We start from the raw sequence: 16,591 nt of genomic DNA on the forward strand, positions 1-16,591 counted from the left end.
AACCAGACCGTTATGAGCGCAGGACTCTATCGGGAAGTTCGAGCAAAATCAGCGTTTCCCGATCAAGATCATTCACGTTTGTTCGGGTTTGTTCACGGGGTTTCTGGCGGATAACTGGTGGCATAGAGAGCCGCCACGCATAGTTGCGACGGGCGGCGATAAGGCCTCGAACTGCGGGCTATTCATTGCCGGCGGCGCGCCAGCGTCATTCCGCTGGCGATGGGGAGAAGGACGTGGTCGACACGGTCGTCGCTGGCAATCTTCGCATTGAGTTCCCGCAGTGCGACTGTGTCGGCATCGGTTTCATTTGGATCGGCAACGCGCCCACGCCGCAACATATTGTCCAAAACGATCAAGCCGCCTGGTCTAACGAGCCGCAGCGCGCCTTCATAGTAGGCATCGTAGCCTGTCTTGTCGGCATCGATGAACGCAAGGTCGAATTGGTCCATTCCGCGTTCGCATTCGAGCCGCGCCAGCGTATCGAGAGCCGGCGCGATCCTCAGTTCGATCTTTTCCACCACTTCGGCGCGTTGCCAATATTGACGGCCGATGCTCGTCCACTCTTCATTGGTGTCGCAGGCCACGATGTGCCCGTCCGAAGGCAGCGCCAGCGCCACTGCCAATGTGCTGTAGCCGGTGAAGGTGCCGATTTCGAGGATACGGCGAGCAGCCATCAGCCGCACCAATAACCCAAGCAGGTGACCTTGTTCGGGAGTGATCTGCATGCGGCCGTCGGGCATTTTCTGTGTCTGCTGCCGCAATGCCCGCAGCTGCTCATGTTCTGGCGGTTCATGCGCTAGCAGGTACGCGTAGAGGTGCTGATCCATGCGTGTGAACTTCTCAACCATCTGCAACCTCGACTGCCTGTTTGCGCGGATCGTCACTGCATTCAAAGAACAATGGCGGCATTCCGTCCCTCAATCTATCGGCTTGAACCCGGAAGACTTCACGATCTCGCCCCAACGATCGGTATCGGATCTAATAAGCTGGGCAAAGTCGCTCGGTGACGAGCCCGCGATGTCCAAAGACTGTTTCGCCAAGCCGGATATGATTGCGTCACTCTTGAGCGCGTGATGGATAGCGCCGTTGAGCGCCGTCACGATCTCCGGTGGCGTAGCTGCCGGCACGAAGACGCCGAACCATTCGACGGCTTCCAACGCCGGGTATCCTGCCTCCCTCATCGTCGGCACCTGGGGAAGCAACGAACTGCGTTGCGGCGCAGTCGTCGCAAGCGCTCGAAGACTTCCCGACTGGACATGAGGAAGTGCGTTAGAAATCACATTGATAGCGGCTGGAATCTGCCCCCCAAGGACGTCCTGTATCGCGGGTGCCCCGCCCTTGTAGGGCACGTGAACAAACTCAAAGCCGCCAGCACGCGCCAGCGCGACGCCGAGAAAATGTGGTCGCGACCCTGTACCCGGCGTGCCGTAGGCGACGAGTTTCGGATTCGCTCGGCACCACTCGACGAAATCGGCGAGGGTCCTGACTTGAACCGGAACCAACGGGCCGATGGTAAGCAGGAACTGCAGGGTGCAGACAGTCGTGACCGGAGCGAAATCCCGGATCGGGTCATAGCCGAGCTTCTTGTACACGTGCGGGAAGAGAGTGATTTGGTCGCCTGGCGTCAAGACCAGGACCGAACCGTCCGAGGCGCCGGCTTTCAAAGCATCCAGTGCCGTCCGGCCACCTGCGCCAGGTCTGTTGTCGACGATCATGGAAGAGGCATAAGCCGTGATCTGATCCCCAAGCAGCCTCGCGACAACATCGGCAGATCCGCCTGCCGGGAAACCGACGAGCATGCGAGCGGTTCTCGCGATGATTTGCGCGCGCGCCTGCGGTGCAAGGCCCACAAGTGCGCAGGCGAGGCTTGCTGATGCTGTGACAAAACGACGACGGGAAATCATGGTGCACCGCGCCTTGTTCGTTCATTGCAAATTGGGATTGAAACCTTGTTCATTTTCGCAGTAGCTACAAGTTCGATTTTTCGTCACCAAGTTAGCCTTTTAGGTACGAGGACAACATGCAATGGTCGGACCGCATCGGTCGTCGCCTCAAGCCGCGCGACCTGCACGTATTTCTGGCTGTGGCCGAGCAGGGCAACATGGCGAAAGCCGCCGAGCGGCTCGCCATCTCGCGCCCGGTGGTGTCGAAAACGATCGCCGACCTCGAACACGTGCTCGGGGTGCGGCTGCTCGATCGGACCTCGCACGGCGTCGAGCCGACACTCTATGGTCGCGCGCTGCTCAAGCGCAGTGTCGCGGTCTTCGATGAGCTGAAACAGAGCGTAGAGGAGATCAAGTTTCTTGCCGACCCTGGCGCCGGTGAATTGCGCGTCGGGTGCAACGAGGTCATGGCGGCAGGCCTAGTGTCAGCCGTTGTTGATCGGCTTTCCCAGCAATACCCACGGCTCGTGTTCCAAATGGAGCTGGTCGACGCAGCCGCTCCTAGTATTCGTTTCGTTCGCGAACGCAAATGCGAGCTTCTCATCGCGCGGTTGTTGGAGCCCGATCCGGACCTTGAGGCAGAGCCTCTGTTTTGCGAGCAGCTTCTCGTCGTGGCAGGGCCGCGCAGCAAGTGGGCTGGCCGCCGCAAGATTGCACTTGCGCAGCTCGTCGACGAGCCCTGGATTCAGGCGCATCACGAAGTGGAACCCGGCGCGCCTACGTTTGAGGCGTTCCGCAGCTGCGGATTGGAGCTTCCGCGCGTGAGGATATTCAGCCACTCGCTCAACTTGCGGTACAGTCTGCTGGCAACCGGCCGGTTTCTCACCATGGTTCCGGCGTCGGTGCTGCGGTTCAGCCCTGGGCGCACGCTGCTCAAGGTGCTTCCTGTCCAGATACCGCGCTGGCGGCTCCCTTACGCGATTATTACTTTGAAGAACCGAACGCTGAGCCCGGCGGCGCAGTTCTTTGTCGACTGCGTCCGCGAAGTCGCAAAGCCGTTGGCGAAGGGCCGGTAGCACCAACGCAAACGGCAAGCTCGATCTTTCATTTGCGCTCCGGCCGATCTGCACTGGAAACCTGCAAGCGCACCGTCACGAACGGCCAAACGATTTACGGCCTGTTCGAGCAAACTCGTACAAATTCGACAACGTTCATTGACGTTGGTCTCAGAATTTCTGGTGGTGTAAAGGACAACGAAGCGAAAATTCGATGTAATAAGTCGTTGATTTCATTATGGTAGGCCGGCAGGACTCGAACCTGCAACCAGACCGTTATGAGCGCAGCACTCTACCGGGAAGTTCGGGCAAAATCAGCGCTTCCCGATCAAGATCATTCACATTTGTACGGGTTTGTTCACGGGGTTTCTGGCGGATAATTGGTGGCATATGAGACCGCCGCGAACCGCCAACAGGCCTCGACCGGACGGGTCCGCGTTTCGTTCGTTCAAGCCGCTGTGGGGGTAAAAGCGGACTCGGCGAGGACAAGCCATTTCGGTAGCGATTGACGCAACTCGGAAAATGGCTGTGCACGCGGCGTCAGGATCCAACGCCAGGCCCTGGGGGATTAGTGGGCATGAATTTTCGTGAAGGCCGTCGTCGTAGCAGCCTTCAGGATGTAGTCGGCTCGCATTTCAGTTGGAGCAGAGCTGATCTGCCGTCCACTATGTCGGACATGGCTTTGTGGTAGACTGCAGTCGCTACCCCTGGGAACCGAGCCGTGGTGGAGCAGCGCGTTGACAGAAAACTTGTTGCAATCCTGGCCGCCGATGTGGCCGGGTACAGCCGATTGATCGGCGCTGACGAGGAAGGCACCCTGGCGCGGCTCGGGATGCTGCGTCACGAGCTAATCGATCCCGCGATCGACAATCATCACGGCCGCATCGTGAAGACAACCGGCGACGGTATATTGGTGGAATTCGCGAGCCCGGTAAACGCGGTGCGCTGCGCGATCGCGGTGCAGCGCGGTATCGCTCCCCTGAACGCCAAACTGACGCCAGAGAATTGGATGAACTTCCGCATCGGAATCAATGTCAGCGATGTCGTAGTCGAGGGAGATGATTTGCTCGGCGACGGTGTCAATATCGCCGCTCGCCTCGAAGGCATCGCCGAGCCCGGAGGAATCTGCCTCTCCGAGGACGTCTATCGTCAAGTTCGGGGTAAAGTCGCTGCGGAGTTCGTCGATCTCGGCGAGCAAGGCCTCAAGAATATCGTGCGCCCGGTACGCGCGTATCGTATCGACATTGGGAATGCGAACGGCCCCGGAGGCGCCCGTTCGTCTGGTGCCGTGCAGGCTGGCGCGCGAAAGCCTGCGCTTGCCCTTCCGGACATGCCCTCGATCGCTGTCTTGCCCTTCACCAACATGAGCGGCGATCCCGAACAGGAGTATTTCGCGGACGGCGTGGTCGAGGACATCGTCACCGGGCTTTCGCGCATCAAGTGGCTGTTCGTCGTCGCCCGCAATTCGAGCTTCGTCTACAAGGGCAAGGCGGTGGACGTGAAGCAGGTCGGGCGCGAGCTCGGCGTGCGCTATGTGCTCGAGGGCGGCGTGCGCCGGGCAGGGAGCCATGTTCGTATTACCGGACAGCTCATCGAGGCCGAGACCGGAGTTCAACTCTGGGCCGAGCGCTATGACCGATCGCTCGACGACATCTTCGCCCTGCAGGACGAGATCACTATGAGCGTTGTCGGCTCCATCGAGCCAAACCTCAGGAGAGCCGAGATCGAGCGCGTCAAGCGCCAGCGGCCCGACAGCCTCGATGCTTATGATCTCTTCCTGCGGGCTCTGCCGAACATTTATACCCCGATGCCGCAGGACGCGGCGGGAGCGATTCCGCTGCTGGAGAAAGCGCTCGAGCTCGAGCCCGGCTACGCAACCGCGCAGGCCGCTCTGGCCTGGTGCTTCCACCATCGCTTCGCTCGCGGAGGGTTGCGCGAGGAGGATCGCAGGGCCGCCATTCACCATGCTCGCGCGGCGACATCGCATGGCTGCGACGATGCGACAACGCTTGCGATGGCCGGGTTCGTCATCTGGATGGACGAACGTGACGACGTGGCGGCGCTTAAGCTCTTTGACCGCGCCTTGGCGCTCAGCAACTCCAACATCTTTGCGCTTGCTTGCAGCTCCGTGCCCCTCGCCTGGATGGGAAAGACCGAGGTAGCAACCGAACGGGCGCAGCGGGCGCTGCGGCTCAGTCCGTTCGATCCCTTGAATTTTCTGCCGAACTGCGCTCTTGCGATCGCATACTTCTATTCCGAGCGGTACGCGGAGGCAGCCGATGCGGCGCGGAGCGCAATCGAATCCACGCCGCGTTTCAGCTTTCCTCATGCCTATCTGGCGGCCGCGCTTGTTCGGCTGGGACGCGGCGAGGAGGCGAAAGCTGCAGCGCAGCAGGTGCTCGCGCTCCAACCGACCTTCACCGTCCGCGGCGTGTCCGCCATCGTGGGACATGAACCCGCGGTGTTCTCTGCCTTTGCCGAAGCATGGCGCGAAGCAGGGCTGCCAGAGTGAGGGCGCGCCGACACCGGGATGCAGAGTCAGCAAATGGCACTTTTGAGACACGCTAACTGTATCGAGCAATGTCCGAGTTCGAGTGGAAAGCGGGCGTCGCGCCGACGTTCCGCACCTTACCACCAACCTGAAAGCGCACCGCTTTAGAGGCAGTGTTTCTGGTGGGCATACGCCGCTAAGGAAATGCGCCGTTGTAAGTTGTTGATTTTATTGGTGGGCCCGGCAGGACTCGAACCTGCAACCAGACCGTTATGAGCGCGGGACTCTGCCGGAAAATTCGAGCAAAATCAGCGTTTCTCGATCAAGATCATTCACGTTCGTGCGCGTTTGTTCACGGGGTTTCTGCCGGATAACTGGTGGCATAGAAGACCGCCGCGAACCTCCAACAGGCCTCGACCGGACGGGTCCGCGTTTCGTCTGTTCAGGCTGCTATTGGGGTAAAAGCGGACTCGGCGAGGACGAGCCATTTCGGTAGCGATTGACCCCAATGTGAAATGGCTTTCGTCTCTAATCGGATGCTGCTCCAACCCAGCTCCGCCCTGTCAGGGTGCGCAGCTATCGGGTAAGCTGCCTTGGGCGCGGGCTTGGGGTGGGCATGAGACGACGAAATTTCATTCAGATAATCGCCGGTTTGGCAGCCGGATGGCCGTTCGCAGCGTACGGGCAGCAGGCCATGCCGGTGATCGGGTATCTCGGCAGCGGGTTGCCGAGCAAAAATTCAGAGACGATCCAGGCATTCCGCCGCGGACTGAGCCAGGCCGGCTACGATGAGGGCCGCAACGTCGCCATCGAGTACCGCTGGAGCAATGGTTACGCTGGATTGTCCGAGATGGCATCCGATCTTGTCAGGTTGAACGTCGCAGCGATCGTCGCAGGCGGCGGCGTGCCAGCGGCGCAGGCTGCAAAGGCGGCGACAACTACCATCCCGATCGTCTTCGCGGTCGGCGCTGACCCGGTGGCGTATGGAATCGTCCCCAGCCTCAATCGGCCCGCGGGCAACATGACAGGGGTCACGAATTTCAACCTCGAACTGGGGCAGAAGCGGTTGGAATTACTCCACGAGATCATGCCGGGCGCGAAGCGGGTCGGACTGCTCGTCAATCCGGAGACGGTGCTGGCGAATCCTTTGTCTGAGGAAGCGCGTGCGGCGGCGCAGATGATGGGACTGGAGATTCACGTCCTCCGCGCAGCGAATGAGCAGGATATCGACCGGGCCTTCGCAGAATTGGCAAAACTCCGGGGCGATGCGCTCATCATCGGCGCCGATGCATATCTCGCCGCGCGGAGCGAACAGATTGCCGCGCTTGCTGCGCGCAATGCGTTGGCTGTCGTTGGGTCATTCCGGGTCTTTCCCCGCCTTGGCGGGCTGATGAGCTACGGCGCCAGCGTCGTCGAACATTTTCATTCGTTGGGCATCTATACCGGTCGGGTTCTTGCAGGCGCAAAGCCTGCCGACCTGCCGGTTCAGCAATCCACAAAGGTGGAGCTCATTGTCAATCTCAGGACCGCCAAGGCGCTTGGCATAACCGTCCCTGTCTCGCTGCTCGCCCGCGCCGACGAGGTAGTCGAATGAGGCGGCGGACGTTTATTGCGGGGGTCGGCGCGGCCGTGGCGTGGCTGATCGCGGTGTCCGCCGCCGCCACCGCTGCCGAGGCTGATCGCCCGCGCTGACGAGTTGATCGAATAAGTACTCTCTTTGCTGTGCATGCTCACAGTCGATTTTGGCCAATTTCGGAACTACGGACGTCACCAACGAATGTCCGATCATAGAACAGAAGCAGACATCGTGCGTGCTGACTTTGCGTTGTCGGCAAGACCTGCAAGCAGGCCGTCGCGCACGGTCAACTCACTAAACCGATCTTTGAAAGGACTTGAATATTATCGACAAGATCATCCGTGATCTCCGCAATCCTGTAGGAATTTCTGGTGGCGCAAAAAAATCAAAATCGACAAGTCACCACTGATTTCATTGGTGGGCCCGGCAGGACTCGAACCTGCAACCAGACCGTTATGAGCGGCCGGCTCTAACCATTGAGCTACAGGCCCCGCCGCGAGACGGCCGCTTTGGCAGCGGCCGGCAACGGTGCGCGGTTCGTTTACAAGGCTGGAGGCGAGGGTGCAATCCTCAAGCGTTTTCAAGCGAAGTGGCCGCCGGTCCGCGTCGGGGAAAACGCGTCAAACAAAGGGCCCTGATCGAGGCGGAACGCCGGGGCTGCGCGGCAAGCGTTGCGCATCGGCTGATTGCTGGATTCGGAATAGTCGCATTTTGCCACTGTTTTGCCCGACGAGTCAAATGGCCCCGCGATCATCCAGCCGATGCCTGTCTTTTCGCTTCCCTAACCCGCTGTGATTGCTCACGTCTTCTACTGTGCATGGGGTTGTTTTCGCAACTTTTGTTGCAAGAGGGCCTGTCGGCCCCCTCAAACGTCCTGCCGGCGGGCGACGGCCCCTCGCGGGGCCGCTGCCTAGTCCACCGAGACCCCGGCGAACTCCACCACCTTGCGCCACTTCTCGGTCTCGTCCGCGACCAGCTTGCCGAACTCGACGGGCGTCATCGGCTTGGGGATGCCGCCGGTCTCGGCGAGGCGGGCCACCAGCTTCGGGTCCTTCAGCGCTTCGCCGACGGCCTTGTTGAGGATCTCGACCACCTCGCCCGGCGTGCCCTTCGGCGCGGAGATGCCGTAGAAGCCGACTGACTCGAAGCCCGGCACGGTCTCGGCGATCGCGGGCACGTCGGGCACGATCGGCCAGCGCTGCGGCGAGGTCACGCCGAGCGCGCGGACATTGCCGCCCTTCGCCTGCTCCAGCGCGGACGGCAGGTTGTCGAAGATCAGCTGCACCTTGTTGGAGATGATGTCGGGGAAGGCGATCGCCGAGCCGCGATAGGGCACGTGCACCATGTCGCACTTGGTCATCACCTTGAACAACTCCGCCGACATGTGCACCGAGGTGCCGTTGCCGGACGAGGCAAAGGAGACCTTTCCGGGATTGGCCTTGCAGTAGTCGATGAACTCCTGAACCGTCTTCACCGGCATCGCGTTGGAGACGACCAGCATGTTGGTGAGCTGCATGATGCTCGCGACCGGCACGGTGTCGCGCAGGAAGTCGAACGGCAGCTTCTTGTAGAGCGAAGTCGAGATCGCGTTGTTGGGCGCGACGAACAGCAGCGTGTATCCGTCGGGGGCTGCGTTGATCGCGGCGGCGGCCGCGATGTTGCCGCCGGAGCCGGTTCGGTTCTCGACGATGAATTGCTGGCCGAGACGGTCCGACAGCCACTGCGCCATGATCCGCGCCACGATGTCGACCGGGCCGCCGGCGGCAAAGCCGATCATCCAGTGCACGGGGCGGTCGGGATAGGCGGCGGAGGCGGGAGGTGTGGCGCTGAAAAGACCTAAAAGAACTGCGAGCCCGAAAACACTGTTACGCAAAATTCGCAACATGACGCCTCCCATTGCATTATTGTCGTTGTGCCCATGCTTTCACAAAATCGGGCCGCTGCCTACATCGTCGCAAGTCGGTGTTGACGCAGGTCCGCCGGGAACGACCATGAGATTCGCGATCATCCTTCTCGCCGCGGCGCTGCTCTTAAGCCCCGCCGCTGCTCAAACCGGAGGCACGGCCATTCCGACCACGACACTCAGCCTGGGCACCGCGACGCCCGGCGGCGGCTTCCCGCTCTATGGCAACGCCTTCGCGGAGGTGATGAACGCGGCCGATCCGCAAATCACCATCGCCCCGCGCAACACCAAGGGCAGCAACGAGAACATCCCGCTGCTGGAGAAGGGCGAGCTCGATCTCGCTTTGGTCGCGGGCGAGCCGGCCTATGAGGCCTTCGCCGGCATCGGCCGTGCGCCAGTGCGCTTGAAGATCCTCACCGCGATCTATTCCAATCCTGGCATGTTCGTGGTGCGCGCGGACAGTCCGTACAAGATGATTCGCGATCTCGTTGGCCAGCCGGTGGCGTTCGGCGCCAAGGGCTCGGGCCTGCCGATCCTGGCGCGCTATGTGCTCGATGGCCTCGGGTTGAGGCAGGACGAGGACTTCAAGGCCGTCTATCTCGACCGCGCCGGCGATGGTCCCGCGATGGTCGAGGACGGACGCGTCGCGGCGCTGTGGGGCGCCGGCATCGGCTGGCCCGGCTTTGCCGCGGTCGCATCGAGCGCGTCAGGCGCGCGCTTCATCGCGCCGAGCCCGGAAGAGATCACGCGCATTCGCGCCAAGCATTCGTTCCTGAAGCCGCTGACCGTGCCGGCCGGCTCCTACCCGAAGCAGACGGAGTCGATCGCCTCGCTCGGTTCGTGGAGCTTTGTGCTCACACGCGAAGACCTGCCCGATGATGTCGCCTACCGGCTGGCAAAGACGCTGCACGGTGCCGAGGCGACGTTCTGCAAGAAGCTCGCGCAGGCCTGCGAGACGACCGCGGCGAACACCGTCGCGGCGGCACCGAAGCCGGAGCTGATTCATCCGGGGGTGATGAGGTACTTTCGCGAGGTTGGGGTAGTTAAGTAGCGAATGGCGAGTGGCGAATAGCGAATGGAGTTGTTCTCGATTCGCCACTCCCTATTCGCCACTCGCCAATCTCACTTCTTCGCCATCGCACACGCCGGGTCCGGCGGCCCGAAGGCCTTGTCGCCCGAGATGGTCGTGAGGATCTTGTAATAGTCCCACGGATATTTGCTTTCCTCCGGCGTCTTCACCTGCACCAGCCAGAGGTCGTGCACCATCAGATTGTCCTCGCGCAGTCTGCCGTTGCGGGCGAAAAAATCCTCGATCGGCTTTTCCCGCATCTTCGCCGCGACCTTCAGCGGATCGTCGGTGCCGGTCTCCTTGATGGCGTTGAGATAGTGCATCACGCTCGAATAGACGCCGGCCTGCCACATCGACGGCATCTTCTTCATCTTGGCGAAATAGCGCTTCGACCATTCGCGCGTCTTGTCGTCCATGTCCCAGTAGAACGAGGTGGTCAGCAGCAGGCCTTGGGCGGCCTGCAGGCCGAGGCCGTGGATGTCGGTGATCAGCGCCAGCAGCGCCGCCATCTGCTGTCCGCCCTTGAACACGCCGAACTCCGAGCCGGTCTTGATCTCGTTCATGTTGTTCGGCGGACCTGCCGCAATGCCGATGATCTTGGCCTTGGAAGCCTGCGCCTGGAGCACGAAGGATGAGAGATCGGGCGTTGCCAGCGGCGGCTTCACCGAGCCGAGCACCTTGCCGCCATTGGCGGTGACGACGCTGGAGGCATCGCGCTCCAGCGAATGGCCGAAGGCGTAGTCGTCGGTGATGAAGAACCAGCTGTCGCCGCCGCGCTTGACCACCGCATCCGCCGTGCCGACCGCGAGCGCGCGGGTGTCGAACACCCACTGGATCGCGTAAGGCGAGCAGAACTTGCCGTGGAAATCGGCGGTGCCGGTGGAGTGGGTGATGAACAGCCGCTTCTTCTCGTTGGCGATGTTCTGCACCGCGAGCCCGACCGCCGAGACCGGCACGTCGACGATCAAATCGACCTGGTCGACGTCGTACCAGCGCCGCGCGATGGCGCCGCCGATGTCGGCCTTGAGCTGGTGGTCGCCGATCACGATGCTGATCGGCTTGCCGAGCACGGTGCCGCCGAAATCGTCGATCGCCATCTGCGCCGCCGTCACCGAGCCCTGGCCGGTTGGCGCGGAGGCGGGACCGTTCATGTCGGTGAGCACGCCGATCTTGACGACGTTGTCGGAAACCTGCGCCGACGCCGCGCTCGGCAGCAACGCCGCTGCCGCCAAGAGCATCGCTACAAAGACGGCCGCGACCGGCAGTCCAAATCTTGCTGGATTCACGCTTGTCCTCCCCTGATCCGGCTCGTTGGCCGGTGTTGCCCCGGGTATGCCCGGCTGAATTGGTTTCTTTTGCAACTATTTGGGGGCGGGCGTCAACGTCAGGCCGCGAAGCGGATCTGCCCCGCCGGCGAGGGGTCGTAGCCGGTCAGCTCCTCGGCGCGCTGGCGCAGCCGCCGTTCGCTCAGGAACCGGATCAGGGCCTGCATGGTGGGGCGGAAATAGCTGCGCTGCCGCATCGCGAGGTCGAAATTCTCCCAGACCAGCGGCACGAAATCGAGGCCGGCCGAGCGCGCCGCCGCGCGTGTCGCCACGCCGCAATCGGCCTGGCCGGCGCGGACCATTTCGGCGAGATCCGGCCCGGTCAGGGCCGGCGTCTCCACCCGGCGTAAGTCGCGGGTGGTGGCGTCCGCGCGCTTCAGGAGCACGTCGAGCAGCATCTGCGCGCCTGTGCCCTGTTGTCGCATCGCCATCCTGACGCCGAGCGCGAGCACGTCGGCGAGACCGCGCAATCGCTTCGGATTGCCCGGCGGCAGCACGAGACCCTGCTCGCGGCGCGCGAATGCGACCAGCAGCGCGTCATGCAGGTCCGGCGCGTCCCGCAGCGCCGTCACATTGGCGTCGGAGGCAAGGTTGCCGGCGGCGTCCAGGCTGTGGAAGTGCACGGCGACAGCCGTCACCTCGTCGCGCTGGAGGCGCTCGAGCCCGCGCGCGCTTCCCTCGCTCATCGACCCCAAACCGGAGCCGGATTCGCGCAGGCTCCAATCCAGCAATTCGTCCTGGCTGCCGCCCATGACGGGCGGCGGCTCCGTGGCCAGCATGCCCGCAGGGCGCGCCAGTCCGGACAGCACCCAGAGATCGAGCTCGTGCCGCGGGAAGAGCCACTTCCCGGTCACCTTGCTACAGGGGATCGCGCCGGTGGTGACGAGTTCGTAGAGCTTGCGTTCGCCAAGTCGGAGATAGTCGGCGGCTTCACTGGTCGTCAGGAATTCCATCCTGCATTCCTATGCAAATTCTTGCTTCTTTTTGGACTTTCGTCGCAGGTGGAATTCTGCAGTTCATTTTGGGTCCGCGGGAACCATGCCCGATCATCTCGTTGCTTTGCAACACGTCCGCCGTCGCGTCTTCCGCTTTGGTGAACGATCCTGATGCGCTCACGTGGTGCGGGGCCTTGCGGCTGTCGCGCTCGCGATTGCAATCGGCGCCGCTCGGTGCATTGCCGAAATTTCCCGAATGGGAGCGCGCGGGGGCAATTGCGTCACGAGTGCGGCGCAATCGATCCTCATGATCATGGCCGTATCCAATGGGAACCAGCTCATGGCCTTTCGCCGCCTGTCCGTTGCACTCGCGCTTCTCTGCGGCCTGACCGCGGGCATCGCAGCGTCGTTCGCGGAGGACCGCGCGATCGTCCTGGCCTCGACCACAGCGACGCAGGATTCGGGCCTGCTCGATCATCTGCTGCCGATCTTCCGCGAGAAGACCGGCATCGAGGTGACGGTGATCGCGCGGCGTGCCGATGAAGTGCTCGACGGCGCGCGAAGGGGCGAAGTCGACGTCGTGCTGATGCACGCACGGCCGCAGGAGGAAAAGTTCGTCGCCGACGGTTTTGCCGTGAAGCGCTTTGACGTGATGTACAACGACTACGTGCTGATCGGGCCGAAGAGCGATCCTGCCGGCGTGAAGGGCAAGGACATCGCGACCGCGCTCAAGGCGATCGAGGCCAAGGGCGCGCCGTTCGTGACGCGCGGCGATCGCTCCGGCACGCACGCCGCGGAGCTCGCGCTCTGGATCGTCGCCGGCATCGACATCGCCGCCGCCAAGGGCGCCTGGTATCGCGAGGCCAAAGAGGGCGTGGGCGCGGCGTTCGAAGCTGCGCGTGTCGCAAATGCCTATGTGCTGTCGGATCGCGGCAGCTGGATCGCTTTCAGGGAGCGCGGCGATCTCGACGTCATCGTCGAAGGCGACAAGCGGCTGCTCAACCAATACGGCGTGATGCTGGTCAACCCCGAGAAGTTTCCGGGCGTGAAGAAGGAGCTGGGGCAGACCTTCATCGACTGGCTGATCTCGCCGGACGGGCAGGCGGCGATCGCCGGCTACAGGGTCGACGGGCAGCAGCTGTTCTTTCCGAATGCGGACAAGTCGGCCGGCTGACATCCGCATCTGCGGCGGTTGCCAAACCGAGCGATGCATGGTCCATCATGGCGCATGACCCAGCGCCTGCCGCCATCGCTGACGCCGCTCGATACCGCGCTTGCCGCGTTGCTGCGAGGCGTTGGACCGATCGCACCTGTCGCGTTGCCGCTGACTGAAGCGATCGGCTGTATCGCGGCGGACGCCCCGCTGCTTGCGGCCTATCCGCCGCACGACATTGCCGGCACAGACGGGTGGGCGTTGCGCGCCAATGATCTCGTCGGCGCGTCCGCCTACTCGCCATCGCCTCTGGCGACGGCGCCGGCCTGGGTCGAGGCCGGCGACGCGATGCCGGCCGGATGCGACTGTGTGCTCGATGCCGACGCCGTCGAGATATCTGGTCCGCTTGCGCAGGTGCTGGCGGAGGGCGTGCCGGGGCAGGGCGTCCGCCGCGCCGGAAGCGACATCGCCGTTCGCACGCTCGCCGGCGCAGAAGGATATCCGGTCGGTCCGGCCGCGTTGATGCTCGCAGGGGTCGCTGCGGTGGACAGGCTGAGCGTGCGGCGGCCGCGGCTGCGGATCGTCAATGTACCGGACGCGACGACGACAGCGCATATGATTGCCGGGATCGCGCGCGCCGCGGGACTGGATGTGAAGGCGCTTGAGGCCGCCGCGCGCGATGACGCATCGATTGCCGAAGTGCTCGATGCTTCCTCCTGCGACCTGCTGCTGATTGTCGGCGGCAGCGGCGTCGGCCGCCGCGATGCCGCCGTCATGGCGCTGGCCCGGCGTGGTGTCATGATCGCCCATGGCATTGCGCTTGAGCCCGGCCGCACCGCCGCGATCGGGCGGCTTGGCAAAGTTCCCGTCGTCGCCTTGCCCGGCTCGCCGGACCATGCGCTCGCAGCCTGGTTCGCGATGGTGCTTCCACTCGTCGATCGTTTGTCGGCGCGCCGGCCCCGCCGACAGGTAGCCCTGCCGCTCGCGCGAAAAATCGCATCCAGTGTCGGCATTGCCGAAATCGCACTGCTGGCCGAGGAACATCATGCCTGGATGCCGCTTGCGGTGGGAGAGTGGCCGTTCCAGGCCATTGCCGGTGCGGATGCATGGCTGATCATTCCTGCCAGCCACGAGGGATTTGCAGCGGGCGCACCCGTCGATGCCTATCTGATGCGGGAGTGATATGGGTTCCGGCATGACGATGATCCCGCAATCGCAAGACCGCAGCGCGCTCGAACAGGAGCAGTTCCTCAAGATCCTCTCGCGCGAGGAGGCGATGGCACGTTTCGAGGCGGCGCTGTTTCCCCGCGCGATTCCGAGCGAAATGCGCAAGCTTGCCGATACGCTCGGCACAGCGCTCGCCGAAGATGTCACGGCACCGATCGACGTCCCGCCGTTCGACCGTTCCAACGTCGACGGCTTTGCCGTCCGCTCGGCGGACCTCGCTGCGGCGGGCGAAGGTGCTCCTGTTCGCCTTGCGTTGAACGGCGAGACCATCCATTGCGGCACCGTGCCGAGGCTGCACGTCGCCACGGGCACCGCAACGCCGATCGCCACCGGCGGCCCGCTGCCGCGCGGCGCCGACGCCGTCGTCATGGTCGAGCACACCCAGCCGGCCGGCCCGGATGCGATCGATGTCCGCCGTGCCGCATCTCCCGGGCAGTTCGTCTCCTATGCGGGCTCCGACATCGCGCGCGGCGAAGCGCTGCTGCGCGCCGGCACGACCATCGGCTCACGCGAGATCGGCATGCTGGCGGCCTGCGGCATCGCCGAGGTGGCCGTCGCGCGCAAGCCGCGGGTCGCGGTGATCTCGACCGGCGACGAGCTGGTTCAGCCCGGCGGAATGCTCGCGCCCGCCGAGATCTACGACACCAACGGCGCGATCGTCGCGGCTGCGATCGACGAGAATGGCGGCGAGGCAATCTTCCTTGGCGCCATTCCCGACGACGAAGCGAAGCTCGAATCCGCCATGCGTCGCGCGCTGGCGGACGCCGACATGCTGGTGTTGTCCGGCGGCACGTCGAAAGGCGCGGGCGACCTGTCCCATCGCATCATCAGCCGGCTCGGCCAGCCCGGCATCGTCGCGCATGGCGTTGCGCTCAAGCCCGGCAAGCCGCTGTGCCTCGCGGTCTGCGACGGCAAGCCGGTGGTGATCCTGCCGGGTTTTCCGACCTCGGCGATGTTCACCTTCCATGACATGATCGTGCCGGTGCTGCGCAGGATGGCCGGCCTGCCGCCGCGCTCCGATGCCAAGGTCAGCGCGACCGTGCCGGTGCGCATCGCCTCGGAGCTCGGCCGCACCGAATTCGTCATGGTCTCGCTGGTCGAGGGCAGGGACGGCTTGATCGCCTATCCCTCCGGCAAGGGCTCCGGTGCGATCACTTCCTTCGCGCAGGCCGACGGCTTTTTGCGCATCGATGCGCTCGCCGACCAGATGCCCGCGGGGACCGAGGCCGAGGTGACGCTGTTCACGCCGCATGTGCGGGTGCCCGATCTCGTCATCGTCGGCAGTCATTGCACCGGCCTCGACCTCGTCACCGCACAGCTCGCGCATGCGGGCCTCACCGTGCGCTCGATCGCGGTCGGCAGCCTCGGCGGGCTTGCGGCGGCGAAACGGGGCGAGTGCGATCTCGCGCCGATCCATCTGTTCGACGACAGAACCGAGACTTACAATACGCCTTACCTGGTCGGAGGGCTCGAACTCGTGACGGGCTGGCGGCGGATGCAGGGCATCGTGTTTCGCAAGGGCGACAAGCGCTTCGAGGGCCTCAGCGCAAAGCACGCCGTTGCGGCCGCGCTCACGGACCCCGCCTGCATCATGGTCAACCGCAACCAGGGCGCCGGCACGCGTATCCTGATCGACCGGCTGCTCGGCGGTGCGCGCCCGGAAGGCTATTGGAACCAGCCGCGCTCGCACAACGCCGTTGCCGCCGCCGTCGCGCAGCACCGCGCCGACTGGGGCATGACCATTGCGCCGGTCGCCCACGCGGTCGGCCTCGGTTTCATTCCGCTCGCGGAAGAGCATTATGACTTCGCATTGGTGACGGCGCGCAAGCAGCGACCGGCGGTGCAGGCCTTTCTCGACGCCCTCGGCTCGAACGAGGCACGTGCGGCACTGGAGCGAGCGGGCTTTAGGCCCGCCTAGACGATAGACGACGACGCGGCGTTTCAAGCTGCGCGACGGACAGGGTGGGGGGCGCC

Annotated in this window: 13 protein-coding genes and 1 tRNA gene; 7 read left to right on the forward strand and 7 right to left on the reverse strand. The window is 63.6% G+C overall.

Annotated elements, in window-relative coordinates; translation table 11 throughout:
- Window positions 1–182: 182 nt before the first annotated feature.
- Window positions 183–848 carry an O-methyltransferase gene (locus XI09_RS34165; RefSeq protein WP_271570783.1) on the reverse strand — a complete coding sequence of 222 codons (666 nt, stop codon included), beginning with the start codon at window positions 846–848 and terminating at the stop codon, window positions 183–185.
- A 69-nt stretch (window positions 849–917) separates the two neighbouring features.
- Window positions 918–1,904, reverse strand: coding sequence for a Bug family tripartite tricarboxylate transporter substrate binding protein (locus tag XI09_RS34170; protein WP_271570784.1), 987 nt, complete (start codon window positions 1,902–1,904; stop codon window positions 918–920).
- 116 nt (window positions 1,905–2,020) lie between these two features.
- On the opposite strand from XI09_RS34170, the gene XI09_RS34175 reads away from it, so the two are divergent.
- The 3 genes from XI09_RS34175 to XI09_RS34185 all read left to right on the forward strand — a co-directional run bounded on the left by XI09_RS34175 (window position 2,021) and on the right by XI09_RS34185 (window position 7,023).
- Window positions 2,021–2,959, forward strand: coding sequence for a LysR family transcriptional regulator (locus XI09_RS34175; RefSeq protein ID WP_271570785.1), 939 nt, complete (start codon window positions 2,021–2,023; stop codon window positions 2,957–2,959).
- Between the two features lie 700 nt (window positions 2,960–3,659).
- A complete protein-coding gene (locus tag XI09_RS34180) occupies window positions 3,660–5,450 on the forward strand; it encodes an adenylate/guanylate cyclase domain-containing protein (RefSeq protein ID WP_271570786.1) in 1,791 nt (596 codons plus the stop codon).
- A gap of 595 nt (window positions 5,451–6,045) precedes the next feature.
- Window positions 6,046–7,023, forward strand: a complete 978-nt coding sequence (locus tag XI09_RS34185; protein ID WP_271570787.1) for an ABC transporter substrate-binding protein — start codon at window positions 6,046–6,048, stop codon at window positions 7,021–7,023.
- 397 nt (window positions 7,024–7,420) lie between these two features.
- Here XI09_RS34185 and XI09_RS34190 read toward each other — a convergent pair.
- Together XI09_RS34190 and XI09_RS34195 are read right to left on the reverse strand one after the other, a co-directional pair.
- Window positions 7,421–7,496, reverse strand: a tRNA-Ile gene (locus XI09_RS34190).
- 419 nt (window positions 7,497–7,915) lie between these two features.
- Window positions 7,916–8,890 carry a Bug family tripartite tricarboxylate transporter substrate binding protein gene (locus XI09_RS34195; protein WP_271570788.1) on the reverse strand — a complete coding sequence of 325 codons (975 nt, stop codon included), beginning with the start codon at window positions 8,888–8,890 and terminating at the stop codon, window positions 7,916–7,918.
- A gap of 106 nt (window positions 8,891–8,996) precedes the next feature.
- Here XI09_RS34195 and XI09_RS34200 point away from each other — a divergent pair, with 106 nt between their 5' ends.
- Complete coding sequence (locus XI09_RS34200; protein ID WP_271570789.1) at window positions 8,997–9,959, forward strand: TAXI family TRAP transporter solute-binding subunit; 963 nt, start codon at window positions 8,997–8,999, stop codon at window positions 9,957–9,959.
- 71 nt (window positions 9,960–10,030) lie between these two features.
- Here the strand turns inward: XI09_RS34200 and XI09_RS34205 are convergent, their stop codons facing one another.
- From XI09_RS34205 to XI09_RS34215, 3 genes are all read right to left on the reverse strand, one after another.
- On the reverse strand, window positions 10,031–11,263 hold the full coding sequence (locus XI09_RS34205; RefSeq protein WP_271570790.1) for an ABC transporter substrate-binding protein: 1,233 nt from the start codon (window positions 11,261–11,263) through the stop codon (window positions 10,031–10,033).
- A gap of 98 nt (window positions 11,264–11,361) precedes the next feature.
- Window positions 11,362–12,255, reverse strand: a complete 894-nt coding sequence (locus XI09_RS34210) for a helix-turn-helix transcriptional regulator (protein ID WP_271570791.1) — start codon at window positions 12,253–12,255, stop codon at window positions 11,362–11,364.
- Complete coding sequence (locus XI09_RS34215) at window positions 12,233–12,535, reverse strand: hypothetical protein (protein ID WP_271570792.1); 303 nt, start codon at window positions 12,533–12,535, stop codon at window positions 12,233–12,235. Before XI09_RS34215 ends, XI09_RS34210 begins: the two co-directional genes overlap by 23 nt.
- Before the next feature lie 42 nt (window positions 12,536–12,577).
- Here XI09_RS34215 and XI09_RS34220 point away from each other — a divergent pair, with 42 nt between their 5' ends.
- From XI09_RS34220 to XI09_RS34230, 3 genes are read left to right on the forward strand one after another with little or no spacing between them, the layout of a single operon-like run.
- A complete protein-coding gene (locus tag XI09_RS34220) occupies window positions 12,578–13,411 on the forward strand; it encodes a substrate-binding domain-containing protein (protein WP_271570793.1) in 834 nt (277 codons plus the stop codon).
- 54 nt (window positions 13,412–13,465) lie between these two features.
- Window positions 13,466–14,572 carry a molybdopterin-binding protein gene (locus XI09_RS34225; RefSeq protein ID WP_271570794.1) on the forward strand — a complete coding sequence of 369 codons (1,107 nt, stop codon included), beginning with the start codon at window positions 13,466–13,468 and terminating at the stop codon, window positions 14,570–14,572.
- A 1-nt stretch (window position 14,573) separates the two neighbouring features.
- Window positions 14,574–16,535: a molybdopterin biosynthesis protein gene (locus tag XI09_RS34230; protein ID WP_271570795.1), complete on the forward strand. Its 1,962-nt coding sequence runs from the start codon at window positions 14,574–14,576 to the stop codon at window positions 16,533–16,535.
- Window positions 16,536–16,591: the final 56 nt, after the last annotated feature.

The organism is Bradyrhizobium sp. CCBAU 11386 (genome assembly GCF_028128955.1).
In the GTDB taxonomy this organism is placed as follows: domain Bacteria; phylum Pseudomonadota; class Alphaproteobacteria; order Rhizobiales; family Xanthobacteraceae; genus Bradyrhizobium.

Coding starts and splice junctions, on each gene's coding strand:
- XI09_RS34165 (WP_271570783.1), bottom strand. CDS start 848: ATGGTTGAGAAGTTCACACGCATGGATCAGCACCTCTACGCGTACCTG.
- XI09_RS34170 (WP_271570784.1), bottom strand. CDS start 1,904: ATGATTTCCCGTCGTCGTTTTGTCACAGCATCAGCAAGCCTCGCCTGC.
- XI09_RS34175 (WP_271570785.1), top strand. CDS start 2,021: ATGCAATGGTCGGACCGCATCGGTCGTCGCCTCAAGCCGCGCGACCTG.
- XI09_RS34185 (WP_271570787.1), top strand. CDS start 6,046: ATGAGACGACGAAATTTCATTCAGATAATCGCCGGTTTGGCAGCCGGA.
- XI09_RS34195 (WP_271570788.1), bottom strand. CDS start 8,890: ATGTTGCGAATTTTGCGTAACAGTGTTTTCGGGCTCGCAGTTCTTTTA.
- XI09_RS34200 (WP_271570789.1), top strand. CDS start 8,997: ATGAGATTCGCGATCATCCTTCTCGCCGCGGCGCTGCTCTTAAGCCCC.
- XI09_RS34210 (WP_271570791.1), bottom strand. CDS start 12,255: ATGGAATTCCTGACGACCAGTGAAGCCGCCGACTATCTCCGACTTGGC.
- XI09_RS34220 (WP_271570793.1), top strand. CDS start 12,578: ATGGCCTTTCGCCGCCTGTCCGTTGCACTCGCGCTTCTCTGCGGCCTG.
- XI09_RS34225 (WP_271570794.1), top strand. CDS start 13,466: ATGACCCAGCGCCTGCCGCCATCGCTGACGCCGCTCGATACCGCGCTT.
- XI09_RS34230 (WP_271570795.1), top strand. CDS start 14,574: ATGGGTTCCGGCATGACGATGATCCCGCAATCGCAAGACCGCAGCGCG.